This window comes from Pseudomonas sp. SM4 (assembly GCF_051913165.1).
In the GTDB taxonomy this organism is placed as follows: Bacteria; Pseudomonadota; Gammaproteobacteria; order Pseudomonadales; family Pseudomonadaceae; genus Aquipseudomonas.
The window spans coordinates 493,747-517,668 of the sequence record NZ_JBODOE010000001.1; the positions used below are offsets into that span (position 1 = coordinate 493,747).

Sequence of the window (23,922 nt, forward strand, 5' to 3'; positions counted from 1 at the left end):
TCTACAAAGAGTGACGGGCTGCTTACTTCAGAGCGGCCGCGTAGATATCTGGCTTGAAGCCAATCAGGGTTCGGTCACCGAGATCGAGCACCGGGCGCTTGATCATCGAGGGTTGAGCGAGCATCAGCTCAATGGCTTTCGACTGGTCGAGATCGGCTTTGCGTTCGTCGTCGAGTTTGCGAAAGGTCGTGCCTGCGCGGTTCAACACCGTTTGCCAGCCGTGCTCGTCACACCATTGGGTCAGGTGCTCACGGTCAATGCCGGCGGTCTTGTAGTCGTGAAAGTCGTAGCTGACAGCGTGTTCATCAAGCCAGGTGCGCGCCTTTTTCATGGTGTCGCAGGCTTTGATGCCGAAAAGGTGCAACGTTTTACTTGAAACGGTCAAGGAATTGCCCCCTTTACAGGTGCTGGAGAAAAATGGTGACGGATTATGCCATGACCCTTCGGCGAATACGCAAAACCCTGTAGGAGCTGTCGAGTGAAACGAGGCTGCGATCTTTTGATTGTGTCTTCAAAGATCAAAAAATCGCAGCGTGCCGCAGCTCCTACACATTGTTTGGCGGACATCATTTGGGGCGTGTGCGACATAGGTGCAAACGCCAGACGCATGCTAAGCGGCTAATATGGCAGTTCAACGCTGTCGATTGTCTGAGATTTTCGCTTTATGCAAACTGCTTATACCGTCCTGATCCTGCTGATGCTGGTCAGCGTTTCGCGTCTGGTCGGACGGGTCATTCCGCTGCCGCTGCCTTTGGTGCAAATCGCCGCTGGCGCCTTGCTGGCATGGCCGACGCTGGGTCTGCACGTCGCCCTCGACCCCGAACTCTTCCTGTTTCTGTTCCTGCCGCCGCTGCTGTTTTCCGATGGCTGGCGCATGCCCAAACGCGAATTCTGGCATCTGCGCGGGCCGATTTTGACGCTGGCGGTCGGGTTAGTGCTGTTCACCGTGGTCGGTGCGGGCTATTTCATTCACTGGTTATTGCCGGCGATTCCGTTGCCGGTGGCTTTCGCCCTGGCCGCTGTGCTGTCACCGACCGACGCCGTGGCGGTTTCGGCAATTTCGCAGAATCGCTTGCCGACGCCGCTGATGCACATCCTGCAGGGCGAGGCGTTGATGAACGACGCCTCTGGCCTGGTGACGTTCAAGTTCGCCTTGGCCGCAGCCATCACTGGCGTGTTCTCGCTGACCAACGCGAGCCTGACCTTTGTCGTGGTGGCGCTCGGTGGTCTGGCGGTCGGCGTGGCGTTGAGCTGGCTGGTCGGGCGCCTGCGCTCGTGGATGATCGCGCGCGGCTGGGACGATCCGGCGACCCACGTGGTGTTCATGTTGCTGCTGCCGTTCGCTGCTTATGTATTGGCTGAACGCCTCGGCGTCTCCGGCATTCTGTCGGCAGTGGCGGCAGGGATGATGCAGAGCTGGCTCGACTTGTTGCCACGCCAGACCAGCACCCGCCTGCTCAATCGCAGCGTCTGGTCACTGTTGGAATTCGCCTTCAACGGCTTGATTTTCCTGCTGCTCGGTCTGCAATTGCCGGACATCATCAAAGCCGTGGTCAGCCACGAACCGACGTTGTGGCCGACATTGTTCTATCGCTGCCTCGACGTCGTGGCGATTTTCCTCGCGTTGGTATTGCTGCGGTTTATCTGGGTGCAGAGCATCTGGCGTTTGTCAGTGTTGCTGCGGCGTTTGCGCGGTAAAGGCGAGCTGACTCAAGTGCCGACCGCACGTTCCTGCTGGCTGCTGACGGTCGGTGGCGTGCGCGGAGCGGTGACGCTGGCGGGTGTGATGTCGGTGCCGATGTTGATGGGCGGCGACGTCTTTCCTGAACGGGACTTGCTGATCTTCATCGCCGCCGGGGTAATTCTGCTGTCACTGGTGTCGGCGTGCATCGCGCTGCCGCTATTGCTGCGCGGCATCGAAAAGAGTCCGGACGACAAGCGTCGTCAGGAAGTCCGCGATGCCTGGCGCAAAACCGCCGAAGCGGCGATTCACTCTCTGGAAACTGAAGAGTTACCGCCGCAAGATGCTGCACAAGCAGCGCTGGCGGCAGAACTCAAGGCGCGGATCATGTCCGAATATCGCCATCAACTTGACGTGTTCAACGACTCCGCCGAAGCGCAGGCGATGGCGTTTCAGATGGATCTGCTGGAGCGACGTTTACGTTTGAAGGCGCTGCGCGCGCAGCGCCTCGAACTCTATAGTCTCAGCCGTCATCACCAGATTGGTGATGACGTGTTACGTGAAGTGTTGGGTGAACTTGATTTGAGCGAGGCAAATCTGGGACAGGTGAAATAACCAGGCCCGGGTTTACACCGGGCAGGGGTAAGCCTTCGCCATGAAGGCTTTATCTTTTTCGCTGAGCTCCAGATTAAGAAAGTTCTGAAAATCGCCTGTGGTCCAGGATTGGTAGATGACGTAGTGCATGATCGACTTGCGGTCGTAGTCCGAGCAAATGCTGTCTTCGGTGGCTGCCCGATCAAGATACTCACGGTGTAGCCATTGGCGCTTCCTGTTCGCCTCGTAGTTATCCTCATCAGGATTATCGGTAATGCCGTGTCTTTCGTAGATGGCGGGCACATTCCATGGAATTGCGGCTGCCGGGTGGATCTGTTCGTGTTCCGCACCCAGCATATGGCCGAACTCATGCATCACATTCGCGGCGAAATAACGCGCGTGAATGGCCGGGTGAGGCCAGAGCTGCATCGTCGCTGTATGGGTATTGAGTAATGCGTCAGTGCCAATATTGGACGAGAAAACGCCATCGTTGCTAAGTATGCGGATATCCCCCTCGACACCCTCAACGAAATCAAACTTCAAGTTGATGTGTGGCAACCAATTGCTGGCTGCCGCGATGGTCGCGTCTTTGAACTCTTGCGTGCCATTGAGGAAGGCGATACGAAGAATACGGCCGGGAGTCCACAGTTTCGATGGATTTTTTTTAGCCCACATCAGTAATGCACTCCACACGAATTTGTCTGGGACAGGGCGGGGGCGTAAGTTGAATTGGATAACATGGTTTAACTTCCTTGTTTTTGCGAGATTGCTTATTGGGGATAGAGCAAGCTCATCATCTTGATGTCTTTCTTGCTGATCTCGCGATTGATCGGGTTCTCCCAGTCGCCTAAAGTCAAATCGTTAGATACCGGATGATGCATGATCGATTTACGGTCGTACTCGGTGTAAATCGCTTCGAGGGTGTTGAATGGCGTGAACAGGTTGAAGTCCACTTGCTCCGGGGTCAGCGGCCCCATCTCGCGGTTCTGGTAATAGTCGTACACTTTCGGTTTGTCCCAAGGGATGTCGGCCTGCGGGTGCTGGTGTTCGTGCATGGCGCCCAGAGCATGGCCAAACTCGTGGGTGACAATGGTTTCAAAGTCTTCATGATCCGGTTTGACGCCCAGGTTCATCGTTGGCCAATCAGGATGAATCAGCAGCGCGTCTGTGCCGAGCATGGAACTGTTGTAATTATTCTTTGTGGCGATGCGAATATCACCTTGCAGGTCATCGACAAACTCGAAACTCAGATTAACGTATGGAATCCAGCGAACAGCTGCCTCCATGATTTTGCGTTTGTGATCAGGATCGACGTCGTCGATGAAGGCGATGGTCAGCGTTCGACCATTGGCCCACAGTTTTGAATAGTTGATCAGCGAGCGTTTGCGTCGACCGCCGCTGGCGGAAGTTACGTTCGCCGGATTCTCTTTAATGGCCGCCTCATAACCAGCGAGATCATCCGGCCACTGTAGGAGTTTGCAATCCTGGAGATCATTCATCTTTATCTTCTTCCCTGAAGTTGTAATTAATGTTGAATTTTATGCGATGAAATTCGCGACTCAAGAGTAAGTCGTGAGGGCCGAAAGAGGGAGTGATCAGTTGTTTTGAAGTGTAACTTGCAAGCGCAAGTTACCGTGCCAGATTGCCTGGCACGGTTTTCAGCTATTTATTTCTGACGGGTAAAAAACGCACGAATTCGTTCCGCCGCTTCAACACATTCAGCCAACGGCGCAACCAGCGCCATACGCACACGGCCGGCACCCGGATTAACGCCATCGACATCTCGGGACAGATAAGAACCCGGCACGACAGTGACATGCTCTTGTTCGAACAAATCACGGCAGAACGCCGCGTCATCACCGTTCACATTCGGCCACAAATAAAAGCTGCCATCCGGACGCTGCACGTCCATCACCGGACTGAGAATTTCCAGTACCGCGTCAAACTTCTCACGGTACAGCGCACGGTTGGCGCGCACGTGTTCTTCGTCGTTCCACGCGGCAACGCTGGCCAGTTGCGTTTGCACCGGCATCGCGCAGCCGTGATAGGTGCGGTACAGCAGAAAGCCTTTGAGGATGTCGGCATCGCCAGCAACAAAACCGGAGCGCAGGCCTGGCAGGTTGGAGCGCTTGGACAGGCTGTGGAAGACCACGCAACGTTTGAAATCCTTGCGGCCCAGTTCGACGCATGCGGTGAGCAGGCCGGGCGGTGGTGTTTGTTCGTCGAAGTACAGCTCGCTGTAGCACTCGTCCGCAGCAATCACGAAATCGTATTCGTCGGCCAGGGCGATGAGTTTTTTCAGCACATCGACCGGGATCAGCGCACCGGTCGGGTTACCCGGCGAGCACAGGAACAGGATCTGGCAGCGCTTCCAGATGTCCGGCGACACCGCGTCGAAATCCGGGTTGAAGCCGTTTTCGTCGAGGCATGGCAGGTAGTGCGGCTTGGCCCCGGCAAGGAACGCGGCGCCTTCATAGATTTGATAGAACGGGTTCGGGCTGACGACCAGAGCGTCATCGCCGCGATTGACCACGGTCTGAGTGAAGGCGAACAGCGCTTCACGGGTGCCGTTGACCGGCAGCACGTTGCGCGCCGGATCGATCCAGCCGCTCGGCACGCCAAAACGCCGCTCGCACCAGCTGGCAATGGCTTCGCGCAGGGCTGGGATGCCCAGGGTGGTCGGATAGACCGCCATCTGATCCAGACTGTTCGCCAGTGCTTCGGCGACAAAACCTGGCGAGCGGTGTTTCGGCTCGCCAATCGACAGGGCGATCGGGCGTTTGTCCGGGCTCGGCGTGACGGTGCCGAGCAGGGCACGGAGCTTCTCGAACGGGTAGGGCTGGAGCTGGTTCAGAGCGTTGTTCATTGGGGCCTCGTTGAATGTGGGAGGGATTGCCTCAATACCCGCCATCCACAAAACCTGTAGGAGTGAGCCTGCTCGCGATGAGGAAGGCTCATTCAATATCCATGCAACTGATGAACCGCTATCGCGAGCAGGCTCACTCCTACAAGGGGTTTGTTGAACAGGCTGGTATCGGAGTCTTCCTTCCCACAGGAGTAATAGTTACTTCAATTCAAATACTGATACGCGAAAGCTTGATATCCGGTTCCTGATTGACGCTCAACTGCTCAACAATCGCGTCCTGCAAACGGCTGCACAGCAGCGGATCGGACAGCGGCTGATTGTGTGCGTCGGTGATAAAGAACACGTCTTCCACCCGCTCGCCCAAGGTCGCAATCTTGGCGTTCTGCAGCGACAGGTCGAACTCGAGGAAGATCCCGCCGATTCGCGCCAGCAGGCCCGGCCGATCCGGTGCGGTCAACTCCAGCACAGTCACCGGGCGCTGCGCATCGTTATGGATCGTCACTTGCGGTGCAAAGGCGAAATGCTTGAGCTGGCGCGGTACCCGGCGCTGAATGATCGTCGGATAGTCGTCCGGGTTGCGCAGCGCTTCGGTCAGGCCTTCACGGATCTGTTTGACCCGCGTCGGGTTGTCGCCGATCGACTCGCCCTCGTTATCGAGCACGATGTAAGTGTCGAGGGTGAACTGGCTGCTCGAGGTGATAACCCGGGCGTCATGAATGTTCAGGTTGAGCTGATCCATCGCCGCTACGGTCACCGCGAAGAAGTCGTGCTGGTCCGGTGCATAAATGAAGATCTGCGTGCCGCCCTCGAACTCGCGCTGGGTGGTTTCCTTGATCAACACCAGCGGCCCGCCATCGACCGGTTGCTGCAGGATCGCATCACTGTGCCAGGCCACGTCGCCAGCGGTATGGCGCAAGAAATAGTCATCGCCCAACTGCGCCCACAACTGCTCGACATCGTCCGGGTCGGTGCCGCCGCGCACCAGAATATCCAGTGCGGCGCTCTGGGTCTGGCGGATCTGTTCTTCGCGATCCACCGGGTTTTCCAGGCCACGACGCAAGGCGCGCTTGGTTTCGGTGTAGAGCTGGCGCAACAGACTGGCGCGCCACGAATTCCACAGCGTCGGGTTGGTTGCGTTGATGTCGGCCACGGTCAGCACGTACAGATAGTCGAGGCGGGTTTCGTCGCCGACAGCCTGAGCGAAATCGTGGATCACCTGTGGGTCGGACAAGTCCTTGCGTTGGGCGGTGGTCGACATCACCAGATGGTTCTGCACCAGCCAGACGATCAGGCGGCTGTCCCACACCGGCAACTGGTGACGCTGGCAGAACGCTTCGGCATCGACCGCGCCGATCTCCGAGTGATCGCCATGCCGGCCCTTGCCGATGTCGTGGTACAGACCGGCCATGTAGATCAGTTCGGGCTTGGGCAGCTTGGCCATCAGCTTGGCGGCCAGCGGGAATTTTTCCGAGACCTGCGTGTACTGCAATTTGCGCAGGTGCTTGATCAGGTTCAGCGTGTGCGCATCGACGGTATAGATGTGGAACAGGTCGTGCTGCATTTGCCCGACGATAAAACCGAATTCCGGCAGATAACGCCCGAGAATGCCGTATCGGTTCATCCGGCGCAGGTTGCGATGGATGCCGATCTTGCACTTGAACAGCTCGATGAACAGGCTGGTGTTGCGTATGTCGTTGCGGAAGTTGTCGTCGATCAGATGACGGTGCTCGCGCAGCAGGCGAATGGTGTCGGCGCGCACGCCTTTGATTTCCGGCTGCTGGGCCATCAGCACGAAGATTTCGAGCATGGCGAATGGCGTGCGGCGGAATACGTTGTCGTTGCGCGCTTCGATGTAACCGTCATGCAGTTGAAAGCGTGCATTGATCGGCTGTGGCGGCGCCTCGTCTTCCGGCGCGAGGATGACTTCTTCGAAGTGCTGGATGATCAGGTCGCTGAGCTGGGCAATGCTCATTACTACGCGGAAATACTGTTGCATGAAGTTTTCGACGGCCTGTTTGGCGTCGTCACCTTCAAACCCGAGCAGCCCGGCAATGGTGCGCTGATGGTCGAACAGCAAGCGGTCTTCGGAACGGCCCGCGAGCATGTGCAGGGCGTAACGCACTTTCCAGAGGAATTCCTGGGAGGAGGCGAGCAGGGCGTTTTCGCTCTCAACGAGGAAACCTTCGCCAGCGAGGGCGCGCAGGTTCAGCGTGCCGTATTGGCGACGCGCAACCCACAGAATCGTCTGAATATCCCGCAGGCCGCCGGGCGAGCCTTTGACGTTGGGTTCCAGGTTGTATTCGGTGTCGTTGTATTTGTGGTGGCGGGCCTTCTGCTCGGCGCGCTTGGCCAGGAAAAACTCCTTGGCCGGCCACATGTGGGCGGTGCTGGTGACATCGAGCATGCGCTGGCGCAGATGCTCGGGGCCGCAAATGGTCCGGCTTTCCATCAGGTTGGTGACCACGGTCAGGTCGGCGCGGGCTTCTTGGGCGCATTCATCGACCGAGCGCACGCTCTGGCCGACTTCCAGGCCGATGTCCCACAGCAAGGTCAGAAACCGCTCGATGGAATCGCGGAAAACTTCGTGGTCGGCGCTGTCCAGCAGGATCAGCAGGTCGATGTCGGAATACGGGTGCAGCTCACCGCGGCCATAGCCGCCGACCGCGACCAGCGCGATGTCGGCGTCTTCACTCCAGTTGAACTGCTCCCAGGCCTTTTGCAGGATGTTGTCGACGAACCAGGCACGGTCTTCGATCAGGCGGCGGATGTCGCGGCCTTGGCGAAAACGCGTGTCGAGAACCTCGCGAGCCTGACGGATCGCCTTCTTGAACGCCGCGATAGGACTCGCTTTCAGAGCCAGTTCAGCCTGGAACTGGCCGCGGTCGAAGAGTTCGGGATCCACCTGCGGCATCGATTGGCTTTCCTTCTATAAGGCTGGGAGCGTTTGCTGGATCAGGCCGAGATGCGCGCGATAGTGTCGTCGGCGCGCAGGGTGAAGATCTCGTAGCCGGTGTCGGTGACCAGCAGGGTGTGTTCCCACTGTGCCGACAGCTTGCGGTCTTTGGTGATCGCGGTCCAACCGTCGCCCAATACTTTGGTGTCGGCCTTGCCCTGGTTGATCATCGGCTCGATGGTAAAGGTCATGCCAGCCTTCAGCTCCATGCCGGTGCCGGCGCGGCCGTAGTGGAGGATCTGCGGCTCTTCGTGGAAAACCTTGCCGATACCGTGACCGCAGAATTCGCGGACCACCGAGAAGCCGTTCTTTTCAGCGTGCTTCTGGATGACTTCACCGATGTCGCCGAGGCGGCAGCCAGGTTTGACGATTTCGATCGCCTTGTACATGCATTCCTGGGTGATCTGCGACAGACGTTCAGCCCAGACCGGCACTTCGCCGACGTGGAACATGCGGCTGGTGTCGCCGTGGTAGCCGTCTTTGATCACGGTCACATCGATGTTCAGGGTGTCGCCGTTTTTCAGCGGCTTGTCGTTCGGGATGCCGTGGCAAACCACGTGGTTGATCGAAGTGCAGATCGACTTCGGGTAACCCTTGTAGTTGAGCGGCGCAGGGATGGCTTGCTGCACATTGACGATGTAGTCGTGGCAGATCTGGTTCAGCTCATCGGTGGTAACGCCCGGTTTGACATGTTCGGCAATCATTTCCAGCACATCGGCGGCCAGTTTGCCGGCGACACGCATGCCAGCGATGTCCTCGGGGGTTTTGAGGTTGACGGTCATACAGGCTCTCTCTGCGCTCGGCGGCGCTTGCTGATACAAATAGGGCGACAGGTGTGCGTTTTGCGACCCTGAAAAACGCGATTCTAACAGACGCACGGCGCAAATCCGCGCCTGCGTGCATCGCTTCTCTCTATACAATGGTGCGTTCGAAGCCGATTCCAAGGGGGCTGCGCCCATGTCCTTGGTGCGAATACAGATTTCGGGTTCCGTTTCTGCGCACCCTGTGGTATAAAATGCGCCGCTTTCCGGGGATACCCCGAAAGGCTTAAATCCACACACGTGTCGACACGATGACCTGGGTGCTTTTGGCTATATGCCACTGGTTGGTCATTGGGATACGTGGAGGCCAAACCCGACTTATTAAGGAACTATCATGTCCCAAGTCAATATGCGCGATATGCTGAAGGCCGGTGTGCACTTCGGTCACCAAACCCGTTACTGGAATCCGAAAATGGGTAAGTACATTTTCGGCGCGCGTAACAAGATTCACATCATCAACCTTGAAAAAACCCTGCCAATGTTCAACGAAGCTCTGACTTTCGTAGAGCGTCTGGCCCAGGGCAAAAACAAGATTCTGTTCGTCGGCACCAAGCGTTCCGCTGGCAAGATCGTTGCTGAAGAAGCAGCACGTTGCGGTTCGCCGTACGTCGATCACCGCTGGTTGGGCGGCATGCTGACCAACTTCAAAACCATTCGTGCTTCCATCAAGCGTCTGCGTGACCTTGAAGTTCAAGCCGAAGACGGTACTTTCGCCAAGCTGACCAAGAAAGAAGCGCTGATGCGCTCCCGTGATCTTGAGAAGCTGGATCGTTCGCTGGGCGGCATCAAGGACATGGGCGGTCTGCCAGACGCACTGTTCGTGATCGACGTTGACCACGAGCGCATCGCGATCACCGAAGCCAACAAGCTGGGCATCCCGGTTATCGGCGTTGTCGATACCAACAGCAGCCCGGAAGGCGTTGACTACATCATCCCAGGCAACGATGACGCAATCCGCGCTATCCAGCTGTACATGGGTTCGATGGCTGACGCTGTTATCCGTGGTCGCAACAATGTTGGCGGCGGCACTGTAGAATTCGCAGCTGAAGAAGCTCCGGCAGCTGCAGCTGAGTAATTGACGCCCTGGCGTTGACTCAGTAAGCAAAAAGGGGGCTTGGCCCCCTTTTTGCCACCTCGAAAACCAATTGTTGGCGCCCACTTGTGGCAGCGCCCGCCCTGTATTTGTAACGTGCAGCGGCTACAAACGGGTTCGGGAAGAATTGAACGCCCGTTCGATCGGGTGGAATGGTTGAAAACCTATCCAAGAGGAATTTGAAAATGGCAGCAATTACTGCAGCGTTGGTTAAAGAACTGCGTGAGCGTACTGGCGAAGGCATGATGGACTGCAAGAAAGCCCTGGAAAAGGCTGACGGCGACATCGAAAAAGCCATTGATGACATGCGTGCTTCGGGCGCAATCAAGGCTGCCAAAAAAGCAGGCAACGTAGCTGCTGAAGGCGCGATCGCTCTGAAAGAAGACGGCAAATCTGCTGTTCTGCTGGAAGTGAACTCGCAGACCGACTTCCTGGCTCTGCAGGACGACTTCAAGGCATTCGTTGCTGAAAGCATTGAAAAAGCCTTCGCTGACAAGCTGACTGATGTTGCTCCGCTGATCGAAGCCCAAGAAGCTGCTCGCCTGGTACTGGTCGGCAAGGTTGGCGAAAACGTCAACATCCGTCGTCTGGTTCGCGTAGAAGGCGACGTTGTTGGTGGCTACCTGCACGGCAACAAGATCGGTGTTGCAGTTGTTCTGAAAGGCGGCAACGTTGAACTGGCCAAAGACATCGCTATGCACGTAGCGGCCAGCAACCCTGAGTTCCTGCTGCCATCGGAAGTTTCGGCTGAAGCGATCGAGCGTGAAAAAGCTGTGTTCCTGCAGCTGAACGAAGAAAAAATCAAAGGCAAGCCAGAAAACATTGTTGAAAATATGGTCAAAGGCCGTATCAGCAAGTTCCTGGCCGAAGCAAGCCTGGTTGAGCAGGCGTTCGTCAAGAACCCTGAAATCAAGGTTGGCGAACTGGCCAAGAAAGCCGGTGCTGAAATCGTTTCCTTCACTTACTTCAAAGTAGGCGAAGGCATCGAGAAGCCGGTCGACAACTTCGCTGAAGAAGTTGCTGCCCAGCTGGCTGCCGCCAAGCAATAAGACAGTTTTCAACTGTCGCCCGAAAGAGGCTGCCCGCTTACGCGCGCAGCCTCTTTTCAGATGGGGGAGCCAATTTTTATTGGTTTCCGCTTGGAACTGACTTACAAAGCCATGTTCCGATGGCGCTGAAGCAGCGCCAAGCTAGAGTGAACGCCAGCTGTAAACAGCTCGCAAAGAATTTTTTAATACGCCGCAGGAGAGATTCGCAATGGCTCAGCAGGGCAGTGGTTATCAGGCTCGCTATAAACGCATTCTACTCAAGCTTAGCGGCGAGGCCCTGATGGGCTCGGAAGAGTTCGGGATCGATCCGAAAGTACTGGATCGCATGGCGCTGGAAGTCGGCCAACTGGTTGGCATCGGCGTTCAGGTCGGTCTGGTGATCGGTGGCGGCAACCTGTTCCGTGGCGAAGCCCTGAGCAAAGCCGGTATGGATCGGGTCACAGGCGACCACATGGGCATGCTGGCCACTGTGATGAACGCCCTGGCCATGCGCGATGCGCTGGAACGTGCCAATATCTCGGCCATCGTCATGTCGGCCATTTCCATGGTTGGCGTCACCGATCACTACGATCGCCGCAAAGCCATGCGTCACCTGAACTCCAAAGACGTCGTGATCTTCGCGGCCGGTACTGGCAATCCGTTCTTCACCACGGATTCGGCAGCCTGCCTGCGTGCAATCGAAATCGACGCCGACGTCGTGCTGAAAGCGACCAAGGTTGATGGCGTTTACACCGCAGACCCGTTCAAAGACCCGCATGCCGAGAAGTTCGATCATCTGACTTATGATGAAGTACTGGATCGCAAGCTGGGCGTGATGGATCTGACCGCTATCTGCCTGTGCCGCGACCACAAGATGCCGTTGCGCGTATTCAATATGAACAAGCCTGGTGCCCTGCTGAACATCGTCCATGGCGGCGCTGAAGGCACCCTGATCGAGGAAGGTCAACAATGATCAACGAAATCAAAAAAGACGCTCAAGAGCGCATGCAAAAATCCCTGGACTCTCTGTCCCATGCTTTTGGCCAGATTCGTACCGGCAAGGCTCACCCAAGCATTCTGGGCAGCGTGATGGTGCCGTACTACGGCGCAGACACCTCCATCACTCAAGTGGCCAACATCACTGTGAAGGACTCGCGCACCCTGCAAGTCGTTGCCTTCGAGCGCAACATGCTCGCGGCAGTCGATAAGGCAATCCAGAGCGCTGGCCTGAACCTCAACCCGACCAACCTGGGCGAGTTGTTGCTGATCTCCATGCCTGCCCTGACTGAAGAAACCCGCAAGGGCTTCACCAAGCAGGCGCGCAGTGCCGCCGAAGATGCTCGTGTTGCCGTGCGCAACATTCGTCGTGACGCCTTGGGCGAGCTGAAAAAGCTGGTCAAGGACAAAGAAATCAGCGAAGACGAAGAGCGTCGTGCTGCTGCCGATATCCAGAAGCTGACCGACAAGGCCGAAGCTGATATCGATACAGCTACCAAGCAAAAAGAAGCGGATCTGATGGCCGTATAAGGGTCGAGTTTTTAATGGACAAGACCAAGCAGACTGCGCCGTCCGCGGTGCCGCGCCATGTCGCGATCATCATGGATGGTAACAATCGCTGGGCTAAAAAACGCTTTATGCCAGGTGTCGCCGGGCATAAAGCGGGCGTGGATGCTGTGCGGGCAGTGATCGAGGTGTGCGCTGAGGCCAAGGTCGAAGTGTTGACCTTGTTCGCCTTCTCCAGTGAAAACTGGCAGCGTCCGGCCGATGAAGTCAGTGCCTTGATGGATCTGTTCTTCAAGGCGCTGCGTCGTGAGGCCAAGCGCCTCAACGACAACAACATCAGCCTGCGCATCATTGGTGATCGTTCGCGCTTTCATCCTGAGCTTCAGGCCGCCATGCGTGAAGCTGAAACGATGACGGCAGGTGCCAATCGCTTCATTCTGCAGATCGCCGCCAATTACGGCGGTCAGTGGGATATCGCGCAAGCTGCACAGCGTCTGGCGCGTGAAGTCCAGGCCGGGCATCTGCGCCCTGAAGACATCACTCCTGATCTGTTGCAAACCTGTCTGGCCACCGGCGATCTGCCGCTGCCGGACCTGTGCATTCGCACGGGTGGCGAACATCGCATCAGCAACTTCCTGCTTTGGCAGCTGGCTTACGCCGAGTTGTATTTCTCCGACCTGTTCTGGCCGGACTTCAAACACGATGCCATGCGCAATGCGCTGGCCGATTTCGCTTCGCGTCAGCGTCGCTTCGGTAAAACGAGTGAACAGGTCGAAGCTGGAGCCCGGGTTTAATGCTTAAACAACGAATCATCACTGCGCTGATCCTGCTGCCGATCGCCTTGTGCGGTTTTTTCCTGCTCGAAGGTTCGGGTTTTGCCCTGTTCATCGGTCTGGTCGTGAGCCTGGGTGCCTGGGAATGGGCACGTCTGGCGGGCTTTACCGCACAATCGTTCCGCGTCGGCTATGCCGCGGTCGTCGCATTGATGTTGTTCGTCATGTATGTGTTGCCAGGCTTGGCGCCTTGGGTGCTGGGGGCTTCGGTGCTCTGGTGGGCGGTGGCGACGTACCTGGTACTGACCTATCCGCGTTCCAGCGAACATTGGTCCACGGCTGCCACCAAATTGGTCATTGGCTTGCTGATTCTCTTGCCCGCCTGGCAGGGTTTGGTACAGATCAAGCAGTATCCGCTGGGCAACTGGCTGATCATGGCGGTCATGGTGCTGGTGTGGGGCGCGGACATTGGCGCCTATTTCTCTGGCCGAAAATTCGGCAAGCGCAAACTGGCGCCCCAAGTCAGTCCGGGTAAAAGCTGGGAAGGCGTTTATGGCGGTCTGGCATTGAGTCTGGTGATCACTGCCGTCGTCGGGCTGGTGCGTGACTGGACGGTTGCCGAATTGCTCAAAGGCTTGATTGGCGCCGCGCTGATCGTTTTCATCTCCGTTGTCGGCGACCTGACCGAAAGCATGTTCAAGCGTCAGTCCGGCATCAAGGACAGCAGTAATCTGCTGCCGGGTCATGGTGGTGTTCTGGATCGCATCGATAGCTTGACCGCCGCCATCCCCGTCTTCGCTGTATTGCTGTGGATGGCTGCGCCGTGAGTCGTCCTCAACAGATTACCGTTCTTGGGGCGACAGGCTCGATTGGCCTGAGCACCCTCGACGTCATTGCTCGTCATCCTGAGCGTTATCAAGTTTTCGCCTTGAGTGGTTTCACTCGCCTGAGTGAGTTGCTGGCCCTTTGCGTGCGTCACGTGCCGCAGTTTGCAGTGGTGCCGGAAGCGATCGCCGCGCGTGGTCTGCAGGACGACTTGCGTGCTGCCGGCTTGCCGACCCGTGTTCTGGTGGGGGAGGAGGGCTTGTGTCAGGTCGCCTCTGCTCCGGAAGTCGATGCGGTCATGGCGGCGATTGTTGGCGCTGCGGGCCTGCGTCCGACGCTGGCTGCGGTCGAGGCGGGCAAGAAAATCCTGCTGGCCAATAAGGAGGCGCTGGTGATGTCCGGCGCCTTGTTCATGCAAGCCGTGCGCAAGAGTGGTTCGGTCCTGCTGCCGATCGACAGCGAACACAATGCGATTTTCCAGTGCATGCCACAGGATTTCGCCCGTGGCTTGAGCTCGGTGGGCGTGCGACGGATCTTGCTGACAGCCTCTGGCGGCCCCTTCCGGCAGACGCCGATGGCTGAGCTGGCGCATGTTTCACCTGATCAGGCCTGTGCGCACCCGAACTGGTCCATGGGGCGCAAGATCTCCGTGGATTCAGCCAGCATGATGAATAAAGGGCTTGAGTTGATCGAGGCCTGCTGGTTGTTCGATGCAAAGCCTGCGCAGGTCGAGGTGGTGATCCATCCGCAGAGTGTGATCCACTCGTTGGTCGATTACGTCGATGGCTCGGTGCTGGCGCAATTGGGCAACCCTGATATGCGCACGCCGATCGCCAACGCCCTGGCTTGGCCGGAGCGCATCGATTCGGGTGTGGCGCCGCTGGATCTGTTTGCAGTCGCGCGGCTGGACTTCGAAGCCCCGGATGAACAGCGTTTTCCTTGCTTGCGTCTGGCCCGTCAAGCGGCTGAAGCGGGCGACAGCGCGCCGGCGATGTTGAATGCGGCCAATGAAGTGGCGGTGGCAGCGTTTCTCGATGGGCGGGTTCGCTACCTGGAAATCGCGAGTATCATCGAAGAAGTCTTGAGTCTTGAGCCGGTTGTTGCGCTGGATGATCTCGATGCGGTGTTTACCGCCGACGCAAAAGCCCGGATTCTGGCTGAGCAATGGCTGAGCCGGCACGGCCGATAGATTTTGCAACACAATGGCTACACGCGACACTGAACAGGATTGCGGAGAAAGTAGATGAGCGCGCTCTATATGATTGCCGGCACCCTGATCGCCTTGGGTGTGCTGGTCACCTTTCACGAATTCGGCCACTTCTGGGTCGCGCGACGCTGTGGCGTCAAGGTTCTGCGTTTCTCCGTAGGCTTTGGCATGCCCCTGCTGCGCTGGCACGACAAGCAAGGCACCGAGTTCGTGGTTGCCGCGATTCCGCTCGGTGGTTACGTCAAGATGCTCGATGAGCGCGAAGGCGAAGTCCCGTTCGAGCAGCTTGATCAGTCGTTCAATCGCAAGTCCGTGCGTCAGCGTATCGCCATTGTGGCCGCGGGTCCGATTGCCAATTTCCTGCTGGCCCTGGTGTTTTTCTGGGTGCTGGCGATGCTGGGCAGCGAGCAGGTGCGCCCGGTCATCGGTGCGGTCGAGTCCGGTAGTATCGCCGCCAAGGCTGGTCTGACGGCGGGTCAGGAGATTGTCGCAATTGATGGCGAGCCGACTTCGGGCTGGGCAGCGGTCAATTTGCAATTAGTGCGTCGTCTGGGTGAAAGCGGTTCACTGCAGTTATTAGTGCGTGAGCAGGGTTCTACTGCGGATTCGCCGCGCGAACTGGCGCTGGATCATTGGCTCAAGGGGGCCGACGAGCCGGATCCGATTCGTTCGTTGGGTATTCGTCCATGGCGCCCGGCCTTGCCGCCGGTGCTGGCTGAGCTCGATCCAAAAGGCCCGGCGCAAGCTGCTGGCCTGAAAACCGGCGACCGTCTGCTGTCGCTCGACGGTCTGGCGCTGAACGACTGGCAGCAAGTGGTCGATACCGTTCGTACGCGTCCTGATACCAAAATCATGCTGCGTGTCGAGCGTGATGGTGCTCAAATCGACGTCCCGGTGACGCTGGCGGCTCGCGGCGAAAGCAAGGCGCCAAGCGGTTATCTGGGCGCTGGCGTCAAAGCGATCGACTGGCCGCCGGAAATGATCCGCGAGGTCAGCTATGGGCCTTTGGCCGCGATTGGCGAGGGTGCTCGTCGCACTTGGACCATGAGCGTCCTGACCCTCGATTCGCTAAAGAAAATGCTGTTCGGCGAGCTCTCGGTAAAAAACTTGAGTGGACCGATAACCATTGCTAAAGTGGCGGGCGCTTCTGCCCAGTCGGGCGTCGCTGATTTCCTGAATTTCCTTGCTTATCTGAGTATTAGCCTGGGTGTTCTGAATTTGCTGCCCATTCCTGTACTGGATGGGGGGCATTTGTTGTTTTATCTGATCGAGTGGGCGCGTGGTCGTCCCTTGTCGGATCGGGTGCAAGGTTGGGGGATACAGATCGGTATCAGTTTGGTGGTCGGGGTGATGTTGCTTGCTCTGGTCAACGATCTGGGTCGACTGTAACGCTTCGCTGAATTGCGAATCTGCCGCATTTTGCGGCAGTTTGTTTATTGCCAGTTGGAATAAGAAAGGACTTCATGAAACGTCTGCTGCTAACTGCGGTTCTCACCGTATTGATGATCGCCGAAGTTCACGCCGAGTCCTTCACTATCTCTGATATTCGCGTCAATGGCCTCCAGCGGGTCTCCGCGGGTAGTGTCTTTGGTGCCTTGCCGTTGAACGTCGGCGAGCAGGCGGATGATCGTCGCCTGGTGGAATCCACTCGTGCGTTGTTCAAAACCGGTTTCTTTCAAGATATCCAGCTGGGCCGCGAAGGCAACGTTCTGGTAATCACGGTTGTCGAGCGCCCATCCGTCGCCAGTATCGAAATCGAAGGCAACAAGGCGATTTCCACTGAAGACCTGATGAAGGGCCTCAAGCAATCCGGTCTGGCCGAAGGCGAGATCTTCCAGCGTGCCACCCTCGAAGGCGTGCGTAACGAACTGCAGCGCCAGTACGTCGCGCAGGGCCGCTATTCGGCTACCGTCGATACCGAAGTGGTCTCGCAGCCGCGTAACCGTGTTGGTCTGAAAGTGAAGATCAACGAAGGCACCGTTGCCGCCATTCAGCACATCAACGTGGTGGGCAACACGGTTTTCCCTGAGGAAGACCTGACCGACCTGTTCGAACTGAAAACCACCAACTGGCTGTCGTTCTTCAAGAACGATGACAAGTACGCCCGTGAAAAGCTTTCCGGTGACCTGGAGCGTCTGCGTTCCTACTACCTGGACCGTGGCTATATCAACATGGATATCGCTTCGACCCAGGTGTCCATTACCCCGGACAAGAAACACGTCTACATCACCGTCAACGTGACCGAAGGCGAGAAGTACACCGTTCGTGACGTCAAACTCAGCGGTGACCTGAAAGTCCCTGAAGACCAGGTCAAATCGCTGTTGCTGGTGCAGAAGGGCCAGGTGTTCTCGCGCAAGCTGATGACCACCACCTCCGAACTGATCACCCGTCGTCTGGGCAACGAGGGTTACACCTTCGCCAACGTCAACGGCGTGCCTCAGCCGCACGATGACGACCACACTGTCGACATCCTGTTTGCTGTCGATCCAGGCAAGCGCGCTTACGTCAACCGCATCAACTTCCGTGGCAACACCAAGTCCGAGGACGAAGTGCTGCGTCGTGAAATGCGCCAGATGGAAGGCGGCTGGGCTTCGACCTACCTGATCGACCAATCCAAGACCCGTCTTGAGCGTCTGGGCTTCTTTAAAGAAGTCAACGTTGAAACCCCGGCCGTGCCGGGTGTCGACGACCAGGTCGACGTGAACTACGCGGTTGAAGAACAGGCTTCCGGTTCGATCACCGCCAGCGTCGGTTTCGCCCAGAGCGCCGGTCTGATCCTCGGTGGTTCGATCACCCAGAACAACTTCCTCGGTACCGGTAACCGTGTCAGCGTCGGTCTGACCCGAAGCGAATACCAGAGCCGCTACAACTTCGGTTACGTTGACCCGTACTGGACCGCCGATGGCGTGAGCCTGGGTTACAACGCGTTCTATCGCACCACTGACTACAAAGACCTCGACGTCGACGTAGCGAGCTATGCGGTAGACAGCCTGGGTGCCGGCGTCAACGTTGGCTACCCGATCAGCGAGACTTCGCGTCTGACCTTTGGTCTGTCCGCACAACAAGACAAGATCAAGACCGGTACTTATACCGTTGACGAGATTTTCGACTTCGTTAAGAAGGAAGGCGATCAATACCTGAACTTCAAGGCGTCGGCCGGCTGGTCCGAATCCACTTTGAACAAAGGCGTATTGCCGACCCGTGGCCGTTCCCAGAGCCTGACGCTGGAAACCACTATTCCAGGCAGCGACCTGTCGTTCTTCAAGCTTGATTACCGTGGCCAGTTGTTCCAGCCACTGAGCGAGAACTACACCATGCGTCTGCACACCGAATTGGGTTATGGCGACGGTTACGGTTCGACTGACGGCTTGCCGTTCTATGAAAACTACTATGCTGGTGGTTTCAACTCGGTTCGTGGCTTCAAGGACAGTACGCTGGGTCCGCGCAGTACGCCTAGCCGAGGTGCAGGTGTGACCGGCAACACCGGTACGCTTGCCGACCCGGATCAGGATCCGCTGCCGTTCGGCGGTAACGTGTTGATCCAGGGTGGTGTCGAGGTGCTGTTCCCGCTGCCGTTTGTCAAAGATCAGCGCTCCCTGCGTACTTCGGTATTCTGGGATGTCGGTAACGTGTTTGACTCCAAGTGCGAGAAGACTACCAACGCTACCGTCGGTTCGACTTCCAGCACTCAGTGCAACGATATCAGCCTCAGCAACATGGCGAGCTCCGTCGGTGTGGGTGTGACCTGGGTCACCGCACTGGGTCCTCTGAGCTTCGCGTTGGCCATGCCGATCAAGAAACCGGATGACGCTGAAACTCAAGTGTTCCAATTCTCCCTCGGCCAGACGTTCTAAGCGTCTGACCCAAGATAACGACAATGGATTTTGTAGGAGTGCATCGTGCGTAAGTTGACTCAATTGGTTCTCCTGGCCTCCTTGATGGTGGCAGGCCCGGCATTTGCCGACATGAAAATCGCTGTTCTGAACTATCAGATGGCGCTGCTGGAATCCGACGCGGCCAAGAAGTACGCCGTGGATGCCGAGAAGAAGTTCGGTCCGCAACTGACCAAACTGAAAACTCTGGAAAGCAGCGCCAAAGGCATTCAGGACCGTCTGATGGCCGGTGGCGACAAAATGCAGCAAGGCGAGCGTGAGCGTCTGGAGCTGGAATTCAAGCAAAAAGCCCGTGACTTCCAGTTCCAGTCCAAAGAGCTGAACGAAGCCAAAGCTGTTGCCGACCGCGAAATGCTCAAGCAACTGAAGCCGAAACTGGATAGCGCAGTGGAAGAAGTCATCAAGAAAGGTGGTTTTGACCTGGTGTTCGAGCGTGGCGCAGTAATCGATGTCAAGCCTCAGTACGACATCACGCGCCAGGTTATCGAGCGCATGAATCAGCTGAAGTAACCCATGACCGTGACTATCAAACTCGGCCAGTTGGCCGAGTTCCTCGGCGCCACCCTGCGTGGCGACCCGGAGAAGCAAATTACTGGGCTAGCCACTTTGCAAGAGGCTGGCCCAGCTCAGTTGAGCTTTCTGGCAAATCCTCAATATCGCAAATACCTGGCAGGCTCGCAGGCAGCGGCGCTATTGCTCAAAGAAGCTGATGCTGAAGGCTTTGCCGGGAATGCGCTGGTGGTGCCGGATCCTTATCTGGCCTACGCACGTATTTCGCACTTGTTCGATCCCAAACCAAAAGCTGCGGCGGGTATCCATCCATCGGCAGTGATTGCGGACGACGCTGTGGTTGATCCAACCGCCAGCGTCGGCCCGTTTGTGGTTGTCGAAGCCGGTGCGCGGATCGCTGCTCAGGTGACCTTGGGCGCACATTGCTTTATCGGCGCGCGCAGTGAAATTGGTGAAGGCGGCTGGCTCGCGCCCCGCGTGACCCTGTATCACGACGTGCGCATCGGCAAACGTGTGGTGATTCAGTCCGGTGCGGTACTCGGTGGTGAAGGCTTCGGCTTTGCCAACGAGAAGGGTATCTGGCAGAAAATCGCCCAGATCGGTGGCGTGACCATCGGCGATGATGTCGAGATTGGCGTGAATACCGCCATCGACCGTGGTGCGCTGGCCGACACCGTTATCGGTAATGGTGTGAAGCTCGACAACCAGATCCAGATTGCGCACAACGTCCAGGTCGGTGATCACACCGCCATGGCCGCCTGTGTCGGCATTTCTGGCAGCACCAAGATTGGCAAGCATTGCATGCTCGCTGGCGGTGTCGGTCTGGTTGGCCACATTGATATTTGCGACAACGTTTTCCTCACCGGGATGACCATGGTGACTCACTCGATTACCGAGCCGGGTGCCTATTCTTCCGGTACAGCCATGCAACCGGCGGCCGAATGGCGCAAAAGCGCGGCCCGCATCCGTCAGCTCGATGACATCGCGCGACGTTTGAAACAGCTGGAAAAGCGCGTAGGGGAAGTGACCCCTGACGGCAATGCTTCATCAGATGGCTGATACCATTTCCATATCAAGTGTGCACAGCCTCTAGACTGCCTCCTTGATTTGCTAGAGGAGTGCGCGTCAGTCGCGCTCCCAATCTTTACATAGGCTTCCCCCCGAAATGATGGACATCAACGAGATTCGCGAATACCTGCCTCACCGTTACCCGTTCCTGCTGGTGGACCGGGTGGTGGAACTGGACACTGAAGGCAAGCGCATTCGCGCCTACAAGAATGTCAGCATCAATGAACCGTTCTTCAATGGTCACTTCCCGGCGCATCCAATCATGCCGGGCGTACTGATCATCGAAGCGATGGCTCAGGCTGCCGGGATCCTCGGTTTCAAAATGCTTGATGTGAAGCCTGCCGACGGCACGCTTTACTACTTCGTCGGTTCCGACAAGCTGCGCTTCCGTCAGCCTGTGTTGCCGGGCGACCAGTTGATCCTTGAAGCCAAGTTCATCAGCTGCAAGCGCCAGATCTGGAAGTTCGAATGCCAGGCTTCGGTGGACGGCAAGCCGGTCTGCTCGGCTGAAATCATCTGCGCGGAACGCAAGCTATGAGTTTGATTGACCCTCGCGCAATCATCGATCCGTCGGCCGTACTGGCTGACGGCGTCGAGGTCGGCCCGTGGTCGATCATCGGCGCAGGTGTGGAAATCGGCGAGGGTACCGTGATCGGGCCGCATGTAATCCTCAAAGGCCCGACGCGCATCGGCAAGCATAATCGCATCTACCAGTTTTCCTCGGTAGGCGAAGACACGCCGGATCTGAAGTACAAAGGTGAAGAAACCCGTCTTGTGATTGGTGACCACAACGTCATCCGCGAAGGCGTGACCATCCACCGTGGCACCGTTCAGGATCGCTCGGAAACCACGCTGGGCGATCACAACCTGATCATGGCCTATGCCCACATCGGTCACGACAGCGTTATCGGCAACCACTGCATTCTGGTCAACAACACCGCGTTGGCCGGCCATGTACACGTTGATGACTGGGCGATCCTCTCCGGTTTCACCCTCGTACATCAGTATTGCCACATCGGCGCCCACAGCTTTTCCGGCATGGGCACGGCGATCGGCAAGGACGTTCCGGCGTTCGTCACCGTGTTCGGCAACCCGGCCGAAGCGCGCAGCATGAACTTCGAAGGCATGCGCCGTCGTGGTTTTAGCGAAGACGCGATCCACACCTTGCGTCGCGCCTACAAAACCGTCTACCGCCAAGGCCTGACGGTCGAGCAGGCTCTAGCGGAGCTGGCAGAGCCGGCGGCGCAATTCCCGGAAGTTGCTATTTTCCGCGACTCGATCCAGTCGTCGACTCGCGGCATCACTCGCTGATCATGGCTAATTTGCGTATTGCGCTGGTGGCGGGTGAGGCTTCCGGTGACATTCTCGGCGCCGGTCTCATGCGCGCCCTCAAGGCGCAGCATCCGGCGGTCGAGTTCATCGGCGTCGGCGGGCCGCTGATGCAGGCTGAAGGCCTGACGTCGTACTTTCCCATGGAACGCTTGTCGGTCATGGGCTTGGTGGAAGTGCTCGGTCGCCTGCGCGAGTTGCTCAAACGCCGCAAGGACCTGATCGCCACATTGATCGCCGAGAAGCCGGACGTGTTCATCGGTATCGATGCTCCGGATTTCAACCTCAATATCGAACTGAAGCTGCGTCAGGCCGGGATCAAGACCGTGCATTACGTCAGCCCGTCGGTGTGGGCATGGCGGCAGAAACGCGTGCTGAAGATTCGCGAAGGCTGCGACCTGATGCTGACGCTGCTGCCGTTCGAAGCGAAATTCTACGAAGAGAAGGGCGTGCCGGTGCGGTTCGTCGGCCACACGCTGGCCGATACCATTCCGCTGGAGGCGGATCGCGCGGCGGCGCGTGCCGAGTTGGGCCTGCCCGACGGCCCGCTGGTGGCGTTGATGCCCGGCAGCCGTGGTGGCGAAGTGTCGCGTTTGGGTGGGCTTTTCCTCGACACCGCTGAACGATTGCGCGCCGTGCGCCCAGGTGTGCGCTTTGTCATTCCGTGCGCCAATCCCGAACGCCGCGCGCAGCTTGAAGAGCTGCTCGCCGGCCGTGATCTGCCGGTGACCTTGCTCGACGGTAAATCCCATCTGGCCCTCGCCGCGTGTAACGCCGTGTTGATCGCTTCCGGCACCGCGACCCTCGAAGCGCTGCTGTACAAGCGCCCAATGGTAGTGGCCTACCGTCTGGCGCCGCTGACGTTCTGGATTCTCAAGCGCATGGTCAAGAGCCCGTACGTGTCTTTGCCGAACCTGCTCGCCCAGCGCTTGCTGGTGCCAGAACTGTTGCAGGATGATGCGACGGTCGAAGCGCTGGCGCAGACCCTGTCGCCGCTGATCGACGGTGGCGAAGAGCAGACCCGTGGCTTCGACGAGATCCACCGCACGCTGCGGCTGGACGCTTCCAATCAGGCGGCGGACGCCGTCCTTAACCTGATCGGTCAAACACGATGAGCAAGACAAGCATGCAGATGGGCCTGGATTTCACCCTGGTCGCCGAAGTCGAAGAACTGGTCGCCGGCGTCGATGAGGTTGGTCGTGGCCCGTTGTGCGGTGCCGTGGTGACGGCAGCGGTAATCCTCGATCCGAACCGGCCGATCCTCGGTCTCAACGACTCGAAAAAACTCACCGAAGCCAAGCGTGAAAAGCTCTACGACGAGATCATCGAGAAGTCGCTGAGCTGGTGCATCGCCCGCGCCGAAGTCGAAGAAATCGACGAGCTGAACATCCTCCACGCGACCATGCTCGCCATGCAGCGCGCGGTCGCCGGCCTGCATATTCAGCCGAAACTGGCGATGATCGACGGCAACCGCTGCCCACACTTGCCGATGCGCGCCGAAGCGGTGGTGCAGGGCGACGGCAAGGTGCCGGCCATTGCTGCCGCGTCGATTCTGGCCAAGGTCAGTCGTGACCGTGAAATGGCCGCATTCGAATTGATCTACCCGGGTTACGGCATCGGTGGCCATAAAGGCTACCCGACGCCCGTTCATCTGGAAGCGTTAGTGCGGCTCGGCCCGACGCCGATTCACCGGCGCTCCTTCGCCCCGGTGCGTCTGGCTTATGAAGCGCTGGAAGGCCTGACGCAGGTTTAGTCGCAAGGCTGATGTTTTGTTCGAG

General features: G+C 57.8%; 22 protein-coding genes. 16 read left to right on the forward strand and 6 right to left on the reverse strand.

Annotated features, from left to right (window positions below; translation table 11 throughout):
- Positions 1-22: 22 nt before the first annotated feature.
- The gene (locus ACQ4MY_RS02185; protein ID WP_003222107.1) at positions 23-385 is read right to left on the reverse strand and encodes an ArsC family reductase; all 363 of its coding nucleotides are present in this window, start codon (positions 383-385) and stop codon (positions 23-25) included.
- A 279-nt stretch (positions 386-664) separates the two neighbouring features.
- On the opposite strand from ACQ4MY_RS02185, the gene ACQ4MY_RS02190 reads away from it, so the two are divergent.
- Entirely contained in the window at positions 665-2,296 is a 1,632-nt protein-coding gene (locus ACQ4MY_RS02190) for a Na+/H+ antiporter (protein ID WP_440093462.1), read from the forward strand.
- 12 nt (positions 2,297-2,308) lie between these two features.
- Here the strand turns inward: ACQ4MY_RS02190 and ACQ4MY_RS02195 are convergent, their stop codons facing one another.
- The 5 genes from ACQ4MY_RS02195 to map all read right to left on the reverse strand — a co-directional run bounded on the left by ACQ4MY_RS02195 (position 2,309) and on the right by map (position 8,876).
- Positions 2,309-2,950 carry a hypothetical protein gene (locus ACQ4MY_RS02195; RefSeq protein WP_008081688.1) on the reverse strand — a complete coding sequence of 214 codons (642 nt, stop codon included), beginning with the start codon at positions 2,948-2,950 and terminating at the stop codon, positions 2,309-2,311.
- Between the two features lie 95 nt (positions 2,951-3,045).
- Positions 3,046-3,774, reverse strand: coding sequence for a M12 family metallopeptidase (locus ACQ4MY_RS02200; protein WP_440093464.1), 729 nt, complete (start codon positions 3,772-3,774; stop codon positions 3,046-3,048).
- Between the two features lie 167 nt (positions 3,775-3,941).
- Entirely contained in the window at positions 3,942-5,141 is a 1,200-nt protein-coding gene (gene dapC, locus ACQ4MY_RS02205) for a succinyldiaminopimelate transaminase (protein ID WP_440093465.1), read from the reverse strand.
- 208 nt (positions 5,142-5,349) lie between these two features.
- Positions 5,350-8,052, reverse strand: a complete 2,703-nt coding sequence (locus ACQ4MY_RS02210; protein WP_158830729.1) for a [protein-PII] uridylyltransferase — start codon at positions 8,050-8,052, stop codon at positions 5,350-5,352.
- Positions 8,053-8,093: 41 nt separating this feature from the next.
- Complete coding sequence (map, locus tag ACQ4MY_RS02215; RefSeq protein ID WP_008081693.1) at positions 8,094-8,876, reverse strand: type I methionyl aminopeptidase; 783 nt, start codon at positions 8,874-8,876, stop codon at positions 8,094-8,096.
- Between the two features lie 373 nt (positions 8,877-9,249).
- Between map and rpsB the strand changes: the two genes are divergently transcribed.
- The 15 genes from rpsB to rnhB all read left to right on the forward strand — a co-directional run bounded on the left by rpsB (position 9,250) and on the right by rnhB (position 23,897).
- Complete coding sequence (rpsB, locus tag ACQ4MY_RS02220) at positions 9,250-9,990, forward strand: 30S ribosomal protein S2 (RefSeq protein ID WP_008081695.1); 741 nt, start codon at positions 9,250-9,252, stop codon at positions 9,988-9,990.
- Positions 9,991-10,193: 203 nt separating this feature from the next.
- On the forward strand, positions 10,194-11,057 hold the full coding sequence (tsf, locus tag ACQ4MY_RS02225; protein WP_007908856.1) for a translation elongation factor Ts: 864 nt from the start codon (positions 10,194-10,196) through the stop codon (positions 11,055-11,057).
- A gap of 208 nt (positions 11,058-11,265) precedes the next feature.
- Positions 11,266-12,009 (forward strand): UMP kinase, encoded by a 744-nt coding sequence (pyrH, locus tag ACQ4MY_RS02230; protein WP_003222124.1) that lies wholly within the window; start codon positions 11,266-11,268, stop codon positions 12,007-12,009.
- Entirely contained in the window at positions 12,006-12,563 is a 558-nt protein-coding gene (gene frr / locus ACQ4MY_RS02235; RefSeq protein ID WP_008081697.1) for a ribosome recycling factor, read from the forward strand. Before pyrH ends, frr begins: the two co-directional genes overlap by 4 nt.
- A gap of 14 nt (positions 12,564-12,577) precedes the next feature.
- Complete coding sequence (gene uppS, locus ACQ4MY_RS02240) at positions 12,578-13,333, forward strand: polyprenyl diphosphate synthase (RefSeq protein ID WP_008081700.1); 756 nt, start codon at positions 12,578-12,580, stop codon at positions 13,331-13,333.
- Positions 13,333-14,139 carry a phosphatidate cytidylyltransferase gene (locus ACQ4MY_RS02245; protein WP_008081702.1) on the forward strand — a complete coding sequence of 269 codons (807 nt, stop codon included), beginning with the start codon at positions 13,333-13,335 and terminating at the stop codon, positions 14,137-14,139. The genes uppS and ACQ4MY_RS02245 overlap by 1 nt, the downstream gene beginning before the upstream one ends.
- Complete coding sequence (ispC, locus tag ACQ4MY_RS02250; protein ID WP_008081704.1) at positions 14,136-15,326, forward strand: 1-deoxy-D-xylulose-5-phosphate reductoisomerase; 1,191 nt, start codon at positions 14,136-14,138, stop codon at positions 15,324-15,326. Before ACQ4MY_RS02245 ends, ispC begins: the two co-directional genes overlap by 4 nt.
- Before the next feature lie 54 nt (positions 15,327-15,380).
- Complete coding sequence (rseP, locus tag ACQ4MY_RS02255) at positions 15,381-16,733, forward strand: sigma E protease regulator RseP (RefSeq protein ID WP_440093469.1); 1,353 nt, start codon at positions 15,381-15,383, stop codon at positions 16,731-16,733.
- 74 nt (positions 16,734-16,807) lie between these two features.
- On the forward strand, positions 16,808-19,198 hold the full coding sequence (gene bamA / locus ACQ4MY_RS02260) for an outer membrane protein assembly factor BamA (RefSeq protein ID WP_008081708.1): 2,391 nt from the start codon (positions 16,808-16,810) through the stop codon (positions 19,196-19,198).
- Between the two features lie 45 nt (positions 19,199-19,243).
- Positions 19,244-19,747: an OmpH family outer membrane protein gene (locus ACQ4MY_RS02265; protein WP_007908849.1), complete on the forward strand. Its 504-nt coding sequence runs from the start codon at positions 19,244-19,246 to the stop codon at positions 19,745-19,747.
- A gap of 3 nt (positions 19,748-19,750) precedes the next feature.
- On the forward strand, positions 19,751-20,806 hold the full coding sequence (gene lpxD, locus ACQ4MY_RS02270; protein ID WP_008081709.1) for a UDP-3-O-(3-hydroxymyristoyl)glucosamine N-acyltransferase: 1,056 nt from the start codon (positions 19,751-19,753) through the stop codon (positions 20,804-20,806).
- A gap of 106 nt (positions 20,807-20,912) precedes the next feature.
- A complete protein-coding gene (gene fabZ / locus ACQ4MY_RS02275; protein ID WP_003222142.1) occupies positions 20,913-21,353 on the forward strand; it encodes a 3-hydroxyacyl-ACP dehydratase FabZ in 441 nt (146 codons plus the stop codon).
- On the forward strand, positions 21,350-22,126 hold the full coding sequence (gene lpxA / locus ACQ4MY_RS02280; protein WP_007908847.1) for an acyl-ACP--UDP-N-acetylglucosamine O-acyltransferase: 777 nt from the start codon (positions 21,350-21,352) through the stop codon (positions 22,124-22,126). The genes fabZ and lpxA overlap by 4 nt, the downstream gene beginning before the upstream one ends.
- Before the next feature lie 2 nt (positions 22,127-22,128).
- Positions 22,129-23,259, forward strand: coding sequence for a lipid-A-disaccharide synthase (lpxB, locus tag ACQ4MY_RS02285; RefSeq protein WP_440093473.1), 1,131 nt, complete (start codon positions 22,129-22,131; stop codon positions 23,257-23,259).
- A gap of 11 nt (positions 23,260-23,270) precedes the next feature.
- On the forward strand, positions 23,271-23,897 hold the full coding sequence (rnhB, locus tag ACQ4MY_RS02290; RefSeq protein ID WP_159813170.1) for a ribonuclease HII: 627 nt from the start codon (positions 23,271-23,273) through the stop codon (positions 23,895-23,897).
- Positions 23,898-23,922 lie beyond the last annotated feature (25 nt).